The sequence below is a fragment of the Hyalangium minutum genome, from assembly GCF_000737315.1.
In the GTDB taxonomy this organism is placed as follows: Bacteria; Myxococcota; Myxococcia; order Myxococcales; family Myxococcaceae; genus Hyalangium; species Hyalangium minutum.
In genome coordinates, this window is record NZ_JMCB01000006.1 from 363,874 (window position 1) to 382,176 (window position 18,303).

The following is an 18,303-nucleotide window of genomic DNA, read 5'->3' on the forward strand; positions in this document are numbered from 1 at the left end:
CGCCCACTTCCTTATATAGGCCCAATGGATGCTGGCGTCCGGCCCCTCCGCGCATTACCCCTGCGCGCCATGACGACGACCAAGGTGGCTGCAGTGTTCGGAGTAGGGCCGGGACTGGGCGCTGCGGTGGCCCGGCGCTTCGCTCGGGAAGGCTACGCGGTGGCGCTGCTTGCACGCGGAGAGTCCTCCCTGCGCGAAGTCCACGCGGAGATTTCCCAGAGCGGCGGGAGCGCGGGCGTGTTCCCCGCGGATGCGGGTGACGCGGGCTCCGTCTCCGCCGCGTTCTCCCGGGTGCGCGCGGAGCTGGGCCCTCCGGAGGTGCTCGTCTACAACGCGGGCGCCTTCCACATGGGCGGCATCCTGGAGCTCGACCCCGCCGCCTTCGAGTCCGCGTGGCGGGTGAACTGCCTCGGAGGCTTCCTCTGCGCCCGCGAGGTGCTCCCCTCCATGCTCGAGCGCGGACGCGGCACCCTGCTCTTCACCGGCGCCACGGCCTCGCTGCGCGGAGGCGCCCGCTTCGCGGGGCTCGCCGTGGGCAAGTTCGGGCTGCGCGCCCTGGCCCAATCCCTCGCGCGCGAGTTCGGGCCTCGCGGCATCCACGCGGCCCACGTCATCATCGATGGGCAGATCGACACCGCTCGGGTGCGCAGCATGGCGCCGGGCCGGGATGCCTCCACCCTGCTCGACCCGGACGCCATCGCGGAGACGTACTGGCAGCTCCACCAGCAGCACCCCACCGCGTGGACCCAAGAGCTGGATTTGCGCCCCGCGCCCGAGAAGTTCTAGCGCGCCCAGGCCCCAGCACCGCGTGCGGAGAAAAGAAACGGCGGCGCGCGCTCCGAGCACCTTGGAGGGGTTGCTTGTTCGGAAGCACGCGCCGCCGTGAACCGCGGCCTGCTGTTCGACACCTGTGAGATACGGCGCCGGAGCACCGTCATTTCAGGCACGCACTGTGAACAACCCCTCTGACATTGGGTATTCCACCCACAGGTAACCACCTGAAATCTGGACAATTCCTCCCCTCCAGCCGTGTGCGCGGTGAACCTACCCGTGGGCTTGTGAGAGAGAGCCAGTGCGGATTCTGATCAAGCGCTCGGAGGATTTCTTGCGCGGCAGGCGACGACCGACGGTGACGGATTACAAGCGGGCGGCGGAGGGCCACGAGCGGGACGGCATGGTCTTCAAGGCCGTCTCGCTCTGGAAGCACGTGCTGAAGCTCGAGCCCAATCAGACGGAGATCCACGAACGGCTGGCCAGCCTCTACGAGCGCATGGACTTGCGCCCCGAGGCGCGCGAGCACCTCGAGTCCGTGGCCGAGCACTACGTGATTCTCCAGAACGCGGACGCGCTGGTGCGCACGCTCGAGCGCATTCAGGTGCTCGACTCTCGCAACCGAGCAGGCTGAAGTCACTCGGGCTCGCCCAGACTCCCGGGCGAGTCTTTGTTGACGATAAGTCATTGACTCTTTGCGTCAGCACGTGTTACCGACCGGTCGGTAGGCTGACGGCATGGACCGCAACCGACCGGAAGGAGGACGGACGTGACACCTGGTGGGCGAAGGCCGGACGACGGCGATCGGTACAAGGCCATTCTGGAGACGGCGGCTCGGCTCATCTGCGAGCGCGGCTACGAGGGCACCTCCATGCAGGAGATTGCCGCCGCGTGCCGGCTGACGAAGGCGGGGCTCTACCACTACATCCAGAACAAGGAGCAGCTGCTCTTCGCCATCATGAGCTACGGCATGGACCTCTTCGAGGGCCAGGTGCTCGCGAAGGTGAGGGACATCGCCGACCCGGTGGAGCGGCTGCGCTCGTGCATGCGGCGCAACATCGAGCTGGTGACGCACGGGGCGGCCAAGGAGGTCATCATCATCCTCCACGAGCACGCCACGCTGACCGGCGAGGCCCGCGAGTACATCGACCAGCGCAAGAAGCAGTACGTGCGCTTCATCGAGAGCGCGTTCTCCGAGGCGGTGAAGCAGGGACAGATGCGCCCGCTGGACCCCACCATCGTGGCGTTCTCGTTCCTGGGCATGGTGCTGTGGGTCTACAAGTGGTTCAAGCCGGACGGGCGGCTGACGGCGGAGCAGATCATCAACGGCATGGTGGATCTGTTCTTCGCGGGCCTGGCGGCTCCGGGCGCCGCGGGCTCCAGCTCCGCGACGGTGCTCTCGCTGGTGCCGGGGGTGCCCACCGCCGCGGGCAGTGAGAAGCCGTGAGCGCGGGACGCTGGCGCCCTCTGTCCGAGGCGGTGGCCTCCATCCCGGAGGGCTCGTGGCTGGCCACCGGGGGCTTCATGCTCGGGCGCGCGCCCATGGCGCTGGTGCTCGAGCTGATTGCCCAGGGGAAGCGAGGCCTGCAGCTCATCTCGCTGCCCAACCCGCTGCCCGCCGAGTTCCTGGTGGCCGGTGGGTGTCTGGCCCGGGTGGAGCTGCCCTTCGGCGCGCTGCACCTGGAGGGCCGCGTGCGTCCCATGCCGTGCCTCAAGCGCGCCATCGAGCAGGGCACCCTGGCGTGGCGCGAGCATGACGGGTACCGAATCGTGCAGCGGCTGAGGGCCGCGTCCATGGGCGTGCCGTTCCTCCCCGCGCCGGACGCGGACGTGTCCGAGCTGGCCGAGGCCGAGCCCCTGCGCACCGTGGTGGATCCGTTCTCTGGCCAGACCGTGCCCGTGGAGCCCGCCTTCTACCCGGACGTGGCGCTGGTGCATGCGCGCGCGGCCGATGAGCGCGGCAACCTCTTCATCGAGGATCCGACGACGGATCTGCTCGTGGCGGGCGCGGCGCGCCGGGTGGTCGCCACCGCCGAGGAGCGCGTGCCCCGCCTCTCTCGCGTCACCGTGCCCGGGTTCCAGGTGCACAGCGTCTCGCTGGCTCCGGGCGGCGCGCTCCCCTCGGGCTGCGCGGGGCTGTACCCGCACGATGACGGGATGCTCGCGCGCTACCTCTCGATGGCCGAGACGGGCCGCGAGGCGGAGTTCCTGCGCTCGCTGCTGGATGAACGGAGGGCGGCATGAGCGTTCGTGCCGAGGCCACTCCCGCGGAGGCGGTCGTCGCGCTGCTCGCGCGGGAGATTGAGGATGGGGCCGTGGTGGCCACGGGTGTGGCCTCGCCGCTGGCCATCCTCGCCATCGCCGTGGCGCGCGCCACGCATGCGCCGAGCCTGACGTACCTGGCCTGCGTGGGCTCGCTGGATCCCGAGCTGCCCGAGCTGTTCCCCTCCGCCGAGGACCTGGGCTACCTCAATGGCCGCTCGGCGGAGATCACCATCCCGGACCTGTTCGACCACGCCCGGCGCGGCCGCGTGGACACCGTCTTCTTCGGCGCCGCCGAGGTGGACCCGCACGGGCGGACGAACATGACCGCCTCGGGTGGCCTGGAGAAGCCCCGCAGCAAGTTCCCCGGAGTGGCAGGCGCGGCCTCGCTGCGGCAGTGGGTGCGCCGGCCGGTGCTGGTGGTGCCTCGCCAGTCCCGCCGCAACCTCGTGCCCTCCGTGCAGGTGGTCACCACCCAGGATCCGCGCCGCTCGGTGCGGCTCATCTCGGACCTGGGCGTCTTCGAGCTCGGTGCCAAGGGCGCGCGGCTGCTGGCCCGCCACCCGTGGGTGGAGCTCGACACGCTGCTGGAGCGCACCGGCTTCGACTTGTCCCTGGAGTCGCCGCTTCCCACCACACCGCTCCCGGACGCCTCCACGCTGGCGGCGATCCGGGCCACGGACCCTCGCAACCTCCGCGATCAGCTCGTGGGGGCCTGAATCCACCGCCAGCCCGGGAGTCACCGCATCCTATGAAGGCCGTCGTTCTTCGTGAGTTTGGCGCATCCCACAACCTGCTGCTTGAGAGCGTCCCCGTGCCCAAGCCAGGCCGGGGCGAGGTGCTCGTCCAGGTCCACGCCTGCGGCGTCTGCTACCACGACGTCATCAACCGCCGGGGCAACCTGCCGCGCACCCACGTCCCCGCCATCCTCGGCCACGAGGCCGCAGGTGAAGTCGTCGAAGTCGGCCCCGACACGCCTGGCTGGAAGGTGGGCGACCGGGTGGCCACGCTCCAGCGGCTCTCGTGCGGCGAGTGCGCCCTCTGCAAGAGCGGCCGCAACAGCCTGTGCAAGAAGGACAACCGCTTCTTCGGCGAGGAGCTGCCCGGCGGCTATGCGCAGTACCTCGTGGCGCCGGTGGCCGGGCTGGGCCGGGTGCCCGCGGGCATCTCCTGGGCCGAGGCCGCCACGGTCTGCTGCACCACCGGCACCGCCGTGCACACGGTGCGGACGCGCGGGCGCGTGCGCGCGGGCGAGACGGTGCTCATCACCGGCGCCAGCGGCGGCGTGGGGCTGTCCTCCGTCCAGCTGGCCCGCGCGGACGGAGCGCGCGTCATCGCTGTCACCTCGGGTGAGGCCAAGGCCGAGGCCCTGCACGCGGCCGGCGCCCACGAGGTGATTGTCTCCCGCGGGCTGGACTTCTCCTCCGAGGTGCGCAAGCGCACCGGTGGCGAGGGCGTCAACGTGGCCATCGAGATCGTCGGCAGCGTCACCTTCGACCAGACGCTCAAGTCCCTGGCCCCGGGCGGCCGCCTGGTGGTGGTGGGCAACCTGGAGACGGGCACGGTGAACCTCAACCCGGGCCTCGTCATCGTCAAGGAGCTGGAGATCCTCGGCGCCTACGCCACCACCCGCGAGGAGCTGGATGAGGCCCTGCAGCTCACGGCCTCGGGCACGGTGCGTCAATTCGTGTCGGAGTCTGTACCCCTGGCGGAGGCTGGGCGGGCACACTTCCGGCTGGAGAACCGGGAGATCGCCGGACGCCTCGTGTTGATTCCTCCCGCGCTACAATGATCATCGGGCGCACCGCCGTCATGAAAGCGCCCTCCTCACAGGACTCAAGAACCCCCATGAAGAAACTCGTCGGAATCGAAGCGCTGGCCATCGCAGTTCCCCGCCGCTACGTGGACATCGAGGACCTGGCGAGAGCCCGCGGTGTGGATCCCGCCAAGTACACCTCGGGGCTCGGCGCTCGGGAGATGGCCGTGGCGGATCCGGGCGAGGACTCGGTGGCGCTGGCGGCCACGGCCACAGCCCAGTTGCTGCGCTCCAACAACGTGGATCCGTCCCGCATCGGCATGCTGGTGGTGGGCACGGAGACGGGCGTGGACCACTCCAAGCCGGTGGCCTCCCACGTCCAGGGGCTCCTGAAGCTGCCTCGGGCGATGCGCGTCTTCGACACCCAGCACGCCTGCTACGGCGGCACCGCGGGCATCATGGCGGCGACGGAGTGGATCGCCTCGGGTGCGGCGGCTGGACGCTCGGCGGTGGTGGTGTGCTCGGACATCGCCCGCTACGGGCTGAACACCGCGGGCGAGCCCACCCAGGGCGCGGGCTCCGTGGCGCTGCTCATCTCCGAGCAGCCGGACCTGCTCGCCATCGATGTGGGGCTCAACGGCTCGTGCAGCATGGACGTGTATGACTTCTGGCGTCCGCTGGGCCGCCGGGAGGCCGTGGTGGACGGGCACTACTCCATCCAGTGCTACCTGGATGCGCTCTCGGGCGCGTACCGCGGCTGGCGCGAGCGCGCGCTGGCGCACGAGGTGGTGCGCTGGGGCCCGTCGCTGCCGGGCGATCAGCTCTCGCGCATCCTCTACCACGTGCCGTTCTGCAAGATGGCGCGCAAGGCCCATACGCAGCTGCGGCTGTGTGACTTGGAGGACGCGCCCAACGCGCCCGCCTCCACCGCCGAGGCCCGAGAGGAGCAGGCCAAGTCCGCCGCCAGCTACGAGGCGCAGGTGGCCTCCTCGCTGGGGCTCAACGCGCGCATCGGCAACGTGTACACCGCGTCGCTGTACCTGGCGCTGGCGGGGCTGCTGCAAGGCGAGGGCGAGAAGCTGGCCGGGCAGCGCATCGGCCTGATGTCCTACGGCAGCGGCTGCGCGGCGGAGTTCTTCTCCGGCGTGGTGGGCGAGAAGGCCGCGAAGCGCATGGCGCAGGCGGGCATCGAGTCGGTGATGGCCGGCCGCGAGCGCGTCTCCATCGCCGAGTACGAGCGCATCATGAACCTGCCCTACGAGGCGCCCGATCAGATCGCTCCGGCTCCGGGGGCGTTCCGCCTCGCGGAGATCAAGGACCACAAGCGCCGCTACGTCGAGGGCGCGGCGAGCTGATCCCGGCTCCTTCGCGGCGCGTCAATACGCCCCGAGGGAGCAGAGCTGTCATGCAGGTGGCGGAGCGCCTCGCGGGCGCTCCAGCGTGGCAGCGCCTCTGTGTACGCTTTCGTCCATGCCACCGCCCATGGACGAGAGAGCCTTCATCGCGCGCGTCGAGGCCGCGGAGCCGGAGCTGTTCGCTGCCCTCCTGGCGCGCCCGAGCCGGGACGAGGAACGCGCGCTCCGGGCCTACTTCGGAGATGCCCGCTTCGAGCGGCTCCACACCCTGGCGATCCGCCGCACGGGCTCGGCGCGGGGCGCGCGAGGGCCTCGGGGCAACGTGGTGGTGATGCCCGGCATCATGGGCAGCGAGCTGGCCGAGTATGCGGGCAGCGGCGCGAACCGCATCTGGGTCAACCCGCTGTGCCTGGTGGCCGGACAGGTGCGGCACCTGCGCCTGGATGACGAGGGCCGCCCCGAGTTCGATGTCCGGGCCTCGGGCATCCTCAAGCTCTTCTATGGAGAGCTCATCCTGTCGCTCTCGGAGAACTGGAACGTGCAGACGTTCTGGTTCGACTGGCGCCGGGACTTGAGGGACTCGGCGGCCGCGCTCGAGGAGCAGATGCGGGCGTGGTTCCCCGAGGACGCGCCGGTGCACTTCGTCTGCCACTCCATGGGCGGGCTGGTGGCACGCACGTTCATCCACTCCTATCCGCAGCGCTGGCGCTCCATGTGGGACCGCGATGCGCACCGCCCGGGAGCTCTGGGCGGCCGGCTCGTCATGCTGGGCACGCCGAACCACGGCTCGTTCGCGGCGCTCCAGGTCATCACGGGCTTGGAGCCGCTGGTGCGCTGGCTGGCGCGGCTGGACTTGAAGGACTCGCTCTCGGAGCTGCTCGCCACCCTCAACACCTTCGTGGGCACCTTCCAGATGCTGCCCTCGCCTCGGGTGCTCAAGGAGCTGGAGCCGCTCTTCCACGCCGATAGCTACGGGGACCTGCGCATCCCCCAGTCGCGCCTGGACGAGGCCCGGGCCCACATCGAGCGCCTGGCGAACGTGGTGGACCCGGAGCGGATGATCTACGTGGCTGGTTACAACAGGCCCACGTACCACGGGCTCACGCGCGTGGATCAGCTGCGCTCCGCCAGCGCGTACACGGTGACTCGGGCAGGGGATGGGCGAGTGCCGCACGTGCTCGGGCTGCTGGAGGGAGTGCCCACCTGGTACGTGGAGTGTGCCCACGCGGCACTCACCCGGGATGGGCGGGTATTCAGCGCGCTGGAGGATCTGCTCGCCACCGGCACCACTTCGCAGCTCTCACAGACCAGTCCCGTGCCGATGCGCGGCATGAAGAAGGACGACCCGAGCGCGCGCCGCGAGCTGGAGGCGCAGCAGGCGGAGCAGGACCTGGAGATGGAGAACCTGGTGCAGCAGTTCCAGGCCCGGACCACGCGAGGCTCCGCTCCGCCCTACCTGACGCGGGACGAGGTCCGGATGCAGGACCTGCTCGCGGGCGCGATGCTCGGCGCCGCGGAGGCCATCCTCCCCGAGCCCCGGCCCGTGGGCCCGGCGCCGCGCAAGGTGAAGGTGGAGCTGCGCATCGCCCGGGAGTTCCTCCAGTCCTTCGACGGTGGGGGTACGGTGGATGCCATCTCCGTGGGCCACTACCTGGGCGTCGTTCCCCAGCGGGCGGAGCGGGCGCTGGATGAGGCGATCAGCCGCGCGCTGCTGGAGCGCCAGGGCCGCAAGGGCGAGGAGCTCCAGGAGCCGGACCTGTTGCTCACGCAATACTCGGAGCGCGGCGTGCTCCGGGGCGACCTGGGCCAGCCCTTCTTCGTGGATGACCCGCGCTCGCCTGGCCGGCTCATCGTGCTGGCGGGCATGGGCGTACCGGGCCGCTTCGGCATGCCCGAGCTGACCGTCACCGTGCGCGAGCTGTTCTGGTCGCTCAGCCGCATGGGCAAGAAGCACCTGTCCACGGTGCTGATTGGCACGGGCGAGGGCAACCTCTCGGTGGAGGACGCGGCTCGAGCGTGGGTGCGCGGCATGCAGCAGGTGGCCTCCGGCCTGCAGACCGAGATGCTCCAGCGCATCACCTTCGTGGAGGTGGACGCGGCCAAGGCGCGGGCGCTCCAGCAGGCGCTGGCGAACGAGGCGGCCCGGCTGCGCTCGGATCCGCGTCTGGAGCTCGACTTCGAGCCCCTGTCACCCGCGGAGCTGCGCCGCACCCTGAAGTTCCCGAAGGAGCGCATCGCTGGCCCGCGCGCCGAGCGCAACCCCATCCCCACGCGCGTGACGCTGGCGCTGGAGCACAAGCGCTACCGCTTCGGCGCCATCACCGAGGGCGCGGCCATCCCCGAGCGGGAGGTGCCCATCGATCCGCTGCTGGTGATGCAGGCCAACGACGAGCTGGCCGCGGAGTGGAAGCCAACCAAGCAGCTCTACCATGGGCAGTTCCTGGAGCGGCTGCTCGTGCCCGCGGAGCTGCGCGCGGAGTTCTACCGGCACCGGGAGAGCCCGGTGGTGCTGATGCTGGACGCCTCCACGGCGCGCGTGCACTGGGAGGCGCTCGCCCAGTCAGACGCGGAGATTCCCGCGCAGGAGCTCTCGGACAATGTGGAGGCCTCGCTCGAGCTCTTCCTGGGGACGAGCCGTGGGCTGACGCGCCAGCTTCGGACCACGTTCGCACCGCCACCCGAACCCCCGCCGCCGCCGCGCAAGGTGCTACGGGTGCTGGTGGTGGCAGACCCCGCCGAGGACAACCACCTGCCGGGCGCCGAGCAGGAGGGGCTGGAGGTGGCTGACCTCTTCGAGGCCTTCAACCGCGTCTACGCGCAGGGGCCCAACCGGGTGGAGGTGGTGAAGCTGTTCGGGCCGCATGACGCGACACGGACCAACGTGCTGCGCCACCTTCTGATGAAGACGGAGCCCTACGACGTGCTCCACTACGCGGGCCACTGCATCTACGACGAGGCGGACAAGGCCGCTTCGGGCTGGCTCTTCAGCCGGGGCGAGCGCCTCACGGCCAACGAGCTGCGGCGCCTGGATCGGATTCCACCCTTCGTCTTCTCCAACGCGTGCGAGTCCGGAAAGACGCCAGACCGCTCGGAGCTGCGCTCGGTGGAGCTGGCACCCAACTTCGCCGAGTCCTTCTTCGCTCGCGGGGTGTCGAACTTCGTGTGCACGGCCTGGCCGGTGGATGACTTCGCGGCACGCCAGTTCGCGCTCACGCTCTACGGGGGGCTGCTGGGCCTGCGGCGCCAGGAGGACCACTACGTGAAGGGCCCGATGCTGCCCATGCACGCAGCCATGATGGCGGCACGGCGGGCCATCGCGACCACCTCCTCCGGGACACGGACGTGGGGCGCATACCAGCACTACGGAAGCCCCTTCCTCCGCCTCTTCGAGCCCTCCGCCTTCCGGGAGCCCTCACCCACCCCACCCGCTCGCGCGAAGAAGTCCACCCCAGCCCGGCGGAAGCACCCAGCACGGCGGTGAGGAGGGGGTGCCCGGCACCACGCTGGCCAGCGCCGTGCTCGCAGGAGGGTTCCTCCTGGGCACGGCGGTGGTCCTGGTGCTCGCGCTGCGCGGGGTCACCTTCGAGCGGCTGCTGCGCTGACGCCTCTCACTTCCCCGGCGGCAGGGGCAGGTACATCCCGAAGTTGGTGGTGTCCCGGTAGCCCATGCGCAGGTACACGGGGTGGCCCGCGTCGGTGGCGTGGAGCACCGTGCGATCGATACCCCAGTCCTTCTTGGCCATCTCCAGGCCGTAGCGCATGACGGCCTCGGCGTAGCCGCGCCGCCGGTACTCCGCGAGCGTGGCCACGAAGCCCACGTAGGCAACGCCGTCGACGTTGGTGACGGACGTCACCGAGACCGCCCTGCCCTCCACGTAGCCCACGTAGCCACGGCACTCGTTCGCGAAGATGGCGGGTTGAACGACCGCCTCTCGCGCGTCCTCCAGCGGCGAGCCGTAGGCGTAGGCGTTGATGTCCGCCATGTGGCGGATGGCCTCCGCCTCGGTGGCCCGGTGGACCTCGACGGGAGGCAGGGGCCGGGTGAGAGGCGCGAGCTGCTCGGCCACCATGCCCTGGGCGTTCATGGCCCGTCCCATCCCGTGTGCCGCGAAGATGGCGGGCGCCGCCTCCTTCACGTTCGGGGGCAGCCACTCATCGCACGCGATATAGAGCCACCCGGCCTTGTTGAAGGCCAGATGACGCGCTGCGGTGGCCACGGAGCGCTCCAGCTCCTCCGGCGTCTCCACGGGCTTCGGGAGGAAGGCCGCGTTCATCATGGTCCACGGGGCATTCGCGGAGGCGATGTACACCTCGGGCGTATCAATCAGTGCCCCCTGGGGACAGGTGACAGCGAAGTGACGCCAGGCGTGACGGAACTGAGCGTTGGACTCCAGAGTTTCGGTGGTGGACAGGACAAGCCTCCAAGCAAGGGGGGACCCTCATCCTATCGAAGGAGGAGGCTGCCCACACCCATGGGGTCGGGTGCTTGCTCACTGACGGTTCAGGTACGACGCGTGACAGGAGACGCATGTCTCCACGAGGCGGCCATAGCTGTCGGCCAGCGCCTTGTCGTCCTTCTTCTCGGCGGCGGTGGCGACGGCCTGGGCCCGGCTGCGGGCCTCGTCCTGGAGGACGAAGAAGCGCTCGGGCAGCAGGGCGTTCAGGTCGTCCTCTCCCCCAGCGATGGGGCGAACCAGCCTCGGCTCGGTCGAGATGCGCTGGGCGGCGGCCTTGGCCGCGTCGTACTGGAGCAGGGTCACCGCGAACATAAGGTCGCGGGCATCCTGGCCGTGGCGCTCCATCTTCTTGCGGAGCAGGGCCCGGGCGGTCTCGGGAAGATAATCGGGCGGGGGAAGACCCGCCGTCTGGGTATCGGCGGCCTTCTTGGCGGTCTGGCCATTCTTGGGCTTGGGCGGCTCCGCGGCGGCATGGAAGAAGAATCCGGCGCACAGGAGCCCGGCGAGAACGAAAGGACGGCGAGAACGAAGGCGTTTCATGCAGTGATCCTCCCGGCGCGGAGTGTATGCACGGAGGTGAAGCGGATCTGCTGGCCTCTCGGGTAGCCCGTGAGGACCGCAACAGTCAGCGACCTCGCGGGGCTCCCTTTTGTGTCAGCCCGGCCCGCTACTTTGGGTTCCGGCACGAAGGAGATTCCCCCGCATGGCCCCATTTCCGGACGTGCTCCCGCTCGCCGAGGTGCCCCTGTTCGTGGAGTACCTCTTGCGCGAGTTCGGTGAGCCCTGCTCCCTCCGAGACGCCCCCGTTCAGCGCTCCTCCGAGCGCTCTTCCACGATGCCCCCCATGGAGTGGAACGTCTCCACATGGACACCCGGCCGCTGGGAAGTGCGCCTGTGCCGGCCCACCGCGCCCACCACGGAGCCTCGGCTCCAGATGAAGTCCCCCGAAGGTTGGTCCCTGCGCTGCACGGGGATGAAGCTCGGGCTGACCCGCTTCCGCATCGACGCGGACAGCGACACGTGGACGCGCATCGACGAGGCCATTCAGAAGTTCTGGTCCCCCGAGCTGGACTGGAGCTGGCCTCCCAGCGCGCCCAAGAAGTGGCGCAAGTTTCCCTGCCGCAAGCCCACCGTCAGCATCGTCCGCCATGCGGATGTCATCCCCGGCGGCGAGGTGCTCCTCACGGGGCTCGCGCCCCAGCAGTTCTCCTTCGTGCTGAGCGTGTCCGGCGAGGGCCGCCCGCTGCCCGTCACCTTCTTAGGCCCTCTGGGGCTCCGGTCCTCGGGCAGCTCCGAGCGGTGGCGCTGCGAGCTGAAGCCCGGCGCTCCCCTGCCCCGCCTCGCGGATGTGTTCCCGGGCGCCACCGAGCACCCCTATGAGCTGCTGCCAGACGCGCCCAAGCGGGACCGGCTGCTGGAGGAGGGGGACATGCACGGCCTGCTCGTCACACGCCGGGGCGGCCCTGGGCGGGAGCTTCATGAGGTTCACCTCTCGCTGGGAGACCTCGTGCGAGAGTGCCGGTTCGTGCTCGGGCCGCCGGAGCAGGTGGCGGCGCTGGTGCCAGAGGATCCGACAGTGTGGACCGTGGAGTGGGCGGTCAACGGCAACTACAACTACGTGGCTGGCTACCCGGGCAGTTTCTCCAGCGTCTTCGGACGCTCCCTGCCGCCCGCGCCGGGGGCTCCTCGCACCTACGAGCTGCTGCTGCACGGGCTCTCGGAGTCAGCCTCCCAGGCCTGGGAAGCCCGTCTGGCCGACGGGGGGCTCGCCCTGCGCGAGCGGCAACCCATTCGAGGCCACTGAAGCGCACGCGGCTGTGTCAGGCTCCCAGGGATGACGCCCTATGCCGTGCTCGAGGAGCGGGCCCGTGCTGTCCTCCCGGAGCCCGTGTTCGACTACTACGCCGGTGGCTCGGGAGACGAAGAGACGCTCGCGGCCAACGCCCGCGCCTGGAGCGCGGTGCGACTGCGCCCCCGGGTCCTCCGGGACGTGAGCCGCGTGGACACGTCCACCACGGTGCTCGGCACGCGGGTGTCGGCTCCGGTGCTGGTGGCGCCCATGGCCTTCCACCGGCTGGCCCATCCCTCGGGCGAGCTCGCGACGGCCGAGGGCACCTCCACGGCCGGGAGCCTGCTGGTGCTCTCCACCCGCTCCTCTACCCGCATCGAGTCCGTTGCGAAGGTCTCCGGGCCTTGGTGGTTTCAGGCCTATGTGCTCCAGGATCGCTCGCTCACGAAGGACCTCGTCCAGCGGGCCGCGGCGGCGGGGGCGCGGGCGCTCGTGCTCACGGGAGACACACCGTACGTGGGGCGCAAGCGCCGGGACCGGGGCAGCCTCGCCATTCCGGACGAGGACTTCCGCGCCAACCTGGAGCGGCTCACGGACCTCACCCTGGCCGAGCAGGCCTCGAACGTCACCTTTGATGACATCGGCTGGCTGCGCGAGCTGTCGGGGCTGCCTGTGCTGGTGAAGGGCGTGCTGCGCGGCGACGATGCGTCCCGCTGTGTCCAAGCAGGCGCCACCGGGGTGGTGGTCTCCAACCACGGGGGCCGTCAGCTGGACGGCGCGGTGGCCTCGGCGGAGGCCCTGCCCGAGGTCGTGAACGCCCTCGAAGGACGCGGCGAGGTGTTCGTGGACGGCGGAGTCCGCAGTGGCCGGGACGTGGTGCGCGCCCTGGCGCTCGGGGCTCGGGCCGTGCTCGTGGGACGGCCGGTGCTCTGGGGGCTCGCGACCGAGGGAGCAGCGGGCGTCCGCCGCGTGCTCACGGAGCTTCAGGAGGACACGGCGCACGTGATGGCGCTCGCGGGCGCGGCCACAGTGGCCGAAGTCTCCGCGGACCTCGTCTGGACTCCATAGCCTGGGTGGGGCGAATCCAGTTTGTCCTTCAACTTCTCAGGCAGCCACCAGCGCGAGGAGCAGGCGGGATACCCCTTTTGTCCCCCTGCCCAGTCCGTTCGGACCCGGCATCCCCCCCAGCAGGGTGGATTTTCGCCGCGCGCTCATTGACTCCTTACGTTGTCCCCACAGACGATTCGGTTCTGAACGGTCCATCCGCTAAGGTGGACGTTCCTCCGCTCCAATCCGTAACTGAGGTGAACACCGAATGATGAAACGGGTGTTGATTTCGGGGTGCGCTGTCGCGCTCCTCGCATCCGAAGCCATGGCCCAGGACACGAGCACGGCCGCGCAGGCGCCCCAGACGCCTGCCGCCGCTTCTGCTCCCGAGGCCCCCGCGGCGCCTTCCGAGGCCGCCCCCACCCCTGCCCCGGCGGCTCCGGCTGCCTCGACGCAGACCGCGGCCCCTGGCATGCGCATGCTGCGCGGCCGGACGTTCGACAAGACGTCCAATGACGGTGTCCCCCTGGTGCGCGTCATCATCAAGGGCACCACGAAGGGCACGGAGACGGACGTCAACGGCTACTTCACCCTGGAGATCCCCGAGGGTGCCGTCGTCCTCGACATCTCCAGCCAGGACTACAAGCAGCGCGACGTGCTGGTGCCGCCCGCCCAGAAGACCGTCAACATCCCGTTGGACTCGAGCTTCACCGAGGAGCTCGTCGTCGTGGGCCGCGCCTCGGAAGTGGCCCGTAAGAACCTGGCCAACTCCGTGGCCACGGTGAACGCCGAGGCCCTCAACCGCGCCCCGGCCGCCACGGTGGACCAGGCCATCCAGGGCAAGGTGGCTGGCGCCAACATCCAGTCCAACTCGGGCGCGCCCGGCGGCGGCATGCAGATGCGGCTGCGCGGCGTGTCCACCATCACGGGCTCCACCGCCCCGCTCTACGTCATCGACGGCGTCATCATCAGTGACGTGGCCATCGCCTCGGGCGTCTACCAGGTGACGGCCTCCACGGGTGGCTCCAACCCACAGCCCACCCAGGACAACCAGGTCAACCGCGTCGCGGACATCAACCCCAACGACATCGAGAGCATCGAGATTCTCAAGGGTGCGTCCGCCGCCGCCATCTACGGCTCCAAGGCCAGCAACGGCGTGGTCATCATCAACACCAAGCGCGGCAAGGCCGGAGACGGCCCCCGGGTGGACGTCACCCAGCGCCTGGGCATGTACACGCTGGCCAACAAGGTGGGCTCGCGCATCTTCGCCTCCGAGGATGAGGCAGTCGCGACCTTCGGCGAGCAGGCGCGTGAGTACTACCGCCAGGGCCAGACGTTTGACCACGAGTCGGAGCTGGCCGGCCGCCGGGACTTGTCCTACGAGACGGTGGCCACCGTGAGCGGCGCCTCCGGAGACACGCGCTACTTCGGCTCGGCCATGGTGAAGGACGACAACGGCATCATCGGCCACACCGGCTACGAGAAGCAGTCCTTCCGCCTGAACGTGGGGCAGAAGCTGGGCGAGCGGGTGGACGTGTCGGCCTCGGCCAACCTCATCCACACGCAGAGCGACCGCGGCATCACCAACAACGACAACGCCGGCATCACCTACCACATGGTGCTGCCGTTCACGCCGAGCTTCTACAACCTGAAGCCCAACGCGGACGGCACCTACCCCGCCAACCCGTTCCTCTCCAGTACCTCCAACCCGCTGCAGACGGCCGCGCTGGTGCGGAACGACGAGAACGTGTGGCGCATCATCGCCTCCGGTGATGCCACGGTGAACGTCTACAAGGACAAGACCAGCGAGCTGCGCGTCCTGGCCAACTTCGGCCTGGACCGCTTCCAGCAGGAGAACAACGTCCTCTTCCCCACCGAGCTGAACTTCATTCCGCCGGCCGACAGCGATCTGAAGGGCACCTCGCTGGCCGGCACCAGCCAGGTGCGCAACCTGAACGGTGGCCTGAACGTCGTCTACAACCTGAAGCCCGAGGGCACCGGCATCAACTCCAACACCTCGGCCGGCGTCTCCCTGGAGGAGCGGGCCCTGGACTCGCTCTACGTCGCCAGCCGCGGCCTGACGCCGGGCCAGGCCAACGTGGACCTGGGCCGGAAGGTCGAGGTGCTGCAGGACCGCCAGTTCGTGCGCGACCGCGGCTACTACCTGCAGGAGGAGGCCATCCTCCTGGATGAGCGGCTGACGCTCATTGGCGCGCTGCGTGCCGAGCAGAGCAGCAACAACGGCAACGCCAACAAGCTGTTCATGTACCCCAAGCTCGCCACCGCCTACCGCGTGCCCTCGTTCAGCCCGCAGGTGGACGAGTTCAAGGTGCGCCTGGCGTACGGTGAGACGGGCAACCAGCCCCTCTACGGCCAGAAGTACAGCCAGCTGCTGGCCAGCAACACCATTGGCGGCAACTCCGGCCTCATCGGCAGCGGCGTCGCGGGCGATCCGGACATCCACCCCGAGCGCCAGCGCGAGGTGGAGGCCGGCCTGGACGCCGTCTTCATGGGCGGCAACATCGTCACCGAGTTCTCCGTCTACCAGCGCAACATCAGCGACCTGCTGCTGCTGCGGAGCCCCGCGCCCTCCACCGGCTTCACCACCCAGTACACCAACGGTGGCTCGATGCGTAACCGCGGCGTCGAGGTCATGGTCCAGCTCAACCCGTTCAACGGCGGCGAGTTCGAGTGGGTCTCCAACACCACCTTCACCATCAACCGCAGCCAGGTGACGGACCTGCCGGTGCCCGCCTTCAACATGGGCGGCTTCGGCACCAGCCTGGGCACCTTCCGCATCGAGAAGGGCAAGAGCGCCACGCAGATCGTCGGCAACTCCGGCCTGAATCCGGACGGCACCTGCTGCGCGCTGAAGAAGCTGGGCGACACCGAGCCGGACTTCCGGATGGGCTTCTCCAACACCTTCCGGTACCGGGGCTTCAGCCTGTCCTTCCTGCTGGACTGGCAGCAGGGCAGCGAGATCATCAACCTCACCCGCTTCATCTACGACTTGGGCCAGAACACGCCGGACTTCGCGCAGAACGGGGAGCAGCGCCTGAAGGACCAGGCCACCAACGCGGGCGTCTACATCGAGGACGCCACCTTCCTGAAGCTGCGTGAGATTACGCTCACCTACCAGCTGCCGGACGCGTGGGTGGCGCAGGTGCCCAAGGTGAAGAGCGCGCGGCTGTCCTTCAGCGCCCGCAACGTGTTCACCCTCACCGGCTACACGGGGTTGGACCCGGAGGTGAGCAACTTCGGCAACCAGGCCATCGCCCGCAACATCGACGTGGCTCCGTTCCCGCCGAGCCGCAGCTTCTGGACGTCTATCGATGTGGGGTTCTAACGCCATGAGGAATCCATTCATGAAGAAGACCGTGCTTGTGGCGCTGTGCGCCTCCTCTCTGGGCCTCGGGGCGTGCGAGCTCGAGTTCCAGGATCTCAACAACCCCAGCCTGGAGTCCCTCCGGGACACGCCCACGCCCGCCGCTGTGAACTCCGCGGCCACGGGTCTGCTGATCGGCGCCCGCTCTGGTAAGTCGGCCCAGAACGGCTACGTGGCGCACCTGGGCATCCTGGGCCGCGAGTCCTACACGTTCGACGGCGCGGATCCCCGCTTCGTCACGGAGATGCTGGCCTCGCCCGCGCTGGCCGCGGGCAGCCCGGCCTTCGGCGGCAACCTGTGGGTGCAGCCCTACGCCAACATCCGCAACGCCAACACCCTGCTCACCGCGGTGGACAAGGTGTCGGGCGTGGCGGACGCGGACAAGGAGGCCATCCGCGGCTTCGCCAAGACGATGCAGGCGCTGGACTACCTGATGGTGGCCGTCACCCGCGACACCAATGGCGTCGCGTTGGACGTCGGCGGGGGCATCAACGACCTGAAGCCCCTCGAGAAGGACATGACGAAGGTGTACGCGTACATCGCCGGGCTGCTGGAAGAGTCCAAGGCGCACCTGGAGGCGGCCGGTGACACGTTCCCGTTCCCGCTCAGCGGCGGCTTCGCGGGCTATGACACGCCGGCCACCTTCGTGAAGTTCAACCGCGCCGTGAAGGCGCGGGTGGAGGCGTACCGGCAGAACTGGACGGGGGCGCTGGAGGCACTGAGCGGGTCCTTCGTGGACACGGCCAAGCCGCTGACGGAGGGCACCTACTACACCTACGGCGTGGGAACGGGCGACGTCACCAACGGGCTCACCAGCCCCGCCATCTACGCGCACCCGTCCATCGTCACGGACGCGCTCCCCAACCCCGACGGGGGAGCCGCCAAGGACCCGGATCGCCAGAAGGCGGACTGCACGCCGGACGCCGCGCAGCCCTTCAAGTGCCTGGATGACCGCATCTCGGACAAGGTGGAGAAAGTGGCCCTGTCCGCGCCGTACCAGGGGCTCACCTCCGAGTACCAGTTCAAGATGTACGAGGGCAGCACGGCGTCGGTGCCCATCATCCGCAACGAGGAGCTCATCCTCCTGCGGGCCGAGGCCAACTTCCAACTGGGGAACCTGACCGCCGCGGAGGAGGACATCAACCTCATCCGCGCGACCGCGGGCGGGCTGCCGCCAGTGACGCTGATCTCGGAGAACGCGGTGGACATCCTGCTGGCCGAGCGCCGCTACTCGCTGCTGTTCGAGGGCGGGCACCGGTGGATCGACATGCGCCGCTACAACCGGCTGCAGACCCTGCCCAAGGACAAGCCGGAGCACTTCATCCACGAGCGCTTCCCCGTGCCCCAGGCGGAGCAGGACGCGCGTCAATAGCTGAACGCCCGCCTGCTCCAGGGACCCCCGCCGCGCCGCGACACGCGGACTCGGTGTGGGGTCCCTTCTTTTTGCGGGCTCCACCGGGGGCGGAGGGTGTGGCGCTCGG

14 protein-coding genes are annotated in these 18,303 nt (G+C 69.5%); 12 read left to right on the top strand and 2 right to left on the bottom strand.

Annotated features, from left to right (window positions below; all coding sequences use genetic code 11):
* Positions 1-69: 69 nt before the first annotated feature.
* From DB31_RS16970 to DB31_RS17005, 8 genes are all read left to right on the top strand, one after another.
* Positions 70-786 carry an SDR family NAD(P)-dependent oxidoreductase gene (locus tag DB31_RS16970; protein ID WP_044188767.1) on the top strand — a complete coding sequence of 239 codons (717 nt, stop codon included), beginning with the start codon at positions 70-72 and terminating at the stop codon, positions 784-786.
* 343 nt (positions 787-1,129) lie between these two features.
* Positions 1,130-1,405: a tetratricopeptide repeat protein gene (locus tag DB31_RS16975; RefSeq protein ID WP_240486735.1), complete on the top strand. Its 276-nt coding sequence runs from the start codon at positions 1,130-1,132 to the stop codon at positions 1,403-1,405.
* 135 nt (positions 1,406-1,540) lie between these two features.
* Positions 1,541-2,218, top strand: a complete 678-nt coding sequence (locus tag DB31_RS16980; RefSeq protein ID WP_044188769.1) for a TetR/AcrR family transcriptional regulator — start codon at positions 1,541-1,543, stop codon at positions 2,216-2,218.
* Positions 2,215-3,015: a CoA transferase subunit A gene (locus DB31_RS16985; RefSeq protein WP_044188771.1), complete on the top strand. Its 801-nt coding sequence runs from the start codon at positions 2,215-2,217 to the stop codon at positions 3,013-3,015. Before DB31_RS16980 ends, DB31_RS16985 begins: the two co-directional genes overlap by 4 nt.
* Positions 3,012-3,752, top strand: a complete 741-nt coding sequence (locus tag DB31_RS16990) for a CoA-transferase subunit beta (protein ID WP_044188773.1) — start codon at positions 3,012-3,014, stop codon at positions 3,750-3,752. The genes DB31_RS16985 and DB31_RS16990 overlap by 4 nt, the downstream gene beginning before the upstream one ends.
* A gap of 32 nt (positions 3,753-3,784) precedes the next feature.
* Positions 3,785-4,825 carry an alcohol dehydrogenase catalytic domain-containing protein gene (locus tag DB31_RS16995; RefSeq protein WP_044188774.1) on the top strand — a complete coding sequence of 347 codons (1,041 nt, stop codon included), beginning with the start codon at positions 3,785-3,787 and terminating at the stop codon, positions 4,823-4,825.
* Positions 4,826-4,881: 56 nt separating this feature from the next.
* Complete coding sequence (locus DB31_RS17000) at positions 4,882-6,144, top strand: hydroxymethylglutaryl-CoA synthase family protein (protein ID WP_044188776.1); 1,263 nt, start codon at positions 4,882-4,884, stop codon at positions 6,142-6,144.
* Positions 6,145-6,271: 127 nt separating this feature from the next.
* Positions 6,272-9,625: a CHAT domain-containing protein gene (locus tag DB31_RS17005; protein ID WP_044188779.1), complete on the top strand. Its 3,354-nt coding sequence runs from the start codon at positions 6,272-6,274 to the stop codon at positions 9,623-9,625.
* A gap of 127 nt (positions 9,626-9,752) precedes the next feature.
* Here the strand turns inward: DB31_RS17005 and DB31_RS17010 are convergent, their stop codons facing one another.
* Together DB31_RS17010 and DB31_RS17015 are read right to left on the bottom strand one after the other, a co-directional pair.
* A complete protein-coding gene (locus DB31_RS17010; RefSeq protein ID WP_052420028.1) occupies positions 9,753-10,421 on the bottom strand; it encodes a GNAT family N-acetyltransferase in 669 nt (222 codons plus the stop codon).
* Between the two features lie 213 nt (positions 10,422-10,634).
* On the bottom strand, positions 10,635-11,141 hold the full coding sequence (locus tag DB31_RS17015) for a cytochrome c (RefSeq protein WP_044188784.1): 507 nt from the start codon (positions 11,139-11,141) through the stop codon (positions 10,635-10,637).
* A gap of 163 nt (positions 11,142-11,304) precedes the next feature.
* Between DB31_RS17015 and DB31_RS17020 the strand changes: the two genes are divergently transcribed.
* The 4 genes from DB31_RS17020 (at position 11,305) to DB31_RS17035 (ending at position 18,194) form a co-directional block, all read left to right on the top strand.
* Positions 11,305-12,405 carry a hypothetical protein gene (locus DB31_RS17020; protein WP_044188786.1) on the top strand — a complete coding sequence of 367 codons (1,101 nt, stop codon included), beginning with the start codon at positions 11,305-11,307 and terminating at the stop codon, positions 12,403-12,405.
* A gap of 30 nt (positions 12,406-12,435) precedes the next feature.
* Positions 12,436-13,458, top strand: a complete 1,023-nt coding sequence (locus tag DB31_RS17025; RefSeq protein ID WP_044188788.1) for an alpha-hydroxy acid oxidase — start codon at positions 12,436-12,438, stop codon at positions 13,456-13,458.
* A gap of 247 nt (positions 13,459-13,705) precedes the next feature.
* Positions 13,706-16,783, top strand: coding sequence for a SusC/RagA family TonB-linked outer membrane protein (locus DB31_RS17030; protein ID WP_240486736.1), 3,078 nt, complete (start codon positions 13,706-13,708; stop codon positions 16,781-16,783).
* Between the two features lie 19 nt (positions 16,784-16,802).
* The gene (locus DB31_RS17035; RefSeq protein ID WP_044188789.1) at positions 16,803-18,194 is read left to right on the top strand and encodes a RagB/SusD family nutrient uptake outer membrane protein; all 1,392 of its coding nucleotides are present in this window, start codon (positions 16,803-16,805) and stop codon (positions 18,192-18,194) included.
* The last annotated feature ends 109 nt before the right edge of the window (positions 18,195-18,303 follow it).

What these genes read in the sequence shown, in the direction of transcription:
- DB31_RS17010 (WP_052420028.1), bottom strand. Translation starts at nt 10,421, where the DNA reads ATGATGAACGCGGCCTTCCTCCCGAAGCCCGTGGAGACGCCGGAGGAG.
- DB31_RS17005 (WP_044188779.1), top strand. Translation starts at nt 6,272, where the DNA reads ATGGACGAGAGAGCCTTCATCGCGCGCGTCGAGGCCGCGGAGCCGGAG.
- DB31_RS16990 (WP_044188773.1), top strand. Translation starts at nt 3,012, where the DNA reads ATGAGCGTTCGTGCCGAGGCCACTCCCGCGGAGGCGGTCGTCGCGCTG.
- DB31_RS16995 (WP_044188774.1), top strand. Translation starts at nt 3,785, where the DNA reads ATGAAGGCCGTCGTTCTTCGTGAGTTTGGCGCATCCCACAACCTGCTG.
- DB31_RS17035 (WP_044188789.1), top strand. Translation starts at nt 16,803, where the DNA reads ATGAAGAAGACCGTGCTTGTGGCGCTGTGCGCCTCCTCTCTGGGCCTC.
- DB31_RS17015 (WP_044188784.1), bottom strand. Translation starts at nt 11,141, where the DNA reads ATGAAACGCCTTCGTTCTCGCCGTCCTTTCGTTCTCGCCGGGCTCCTG.
- DB31_RS16970 (WP_044188767.1), top strand. Translation starts at nt 70, where the DNA reads ATGACGACGACCAAGGTGGCTGCAGTGTTCGGAGTAGGGCCGGGACTG.
- DB31_RS17000 (WP_044188776.1), top strand. Translation starts at nt 4,882, where the DNA reads ATGAAGAAACTCGTCGGAATCGAAGCGCTGGCCATCGCAGTTCCCCGC.
- DB31_RS17025 (WP_044188788.1), top strand. Translation starts at nt 12,436, where the DNA reads ATGACGCCCTATGCCGTGCTCGAGGAGCGGGCCCGTGCTGTCCTCCCG.
- DB31_RS17030 (WP_240486736.1), top strand. Translation starts at nt 13,706, where the DNA reads ATGATGAAACGGGTGTTGATTTCGGGGTGCGCTGTCGCGCTCCTCGCA.
- DB31_RS17020 (WP_044188786.1), top strand. Translation starts at nt 11,305, where the DNA reads ATGGCCCCATTTCCGGACGTGCTCCCGCTCGCCGAGGTGCCCCTGTTC.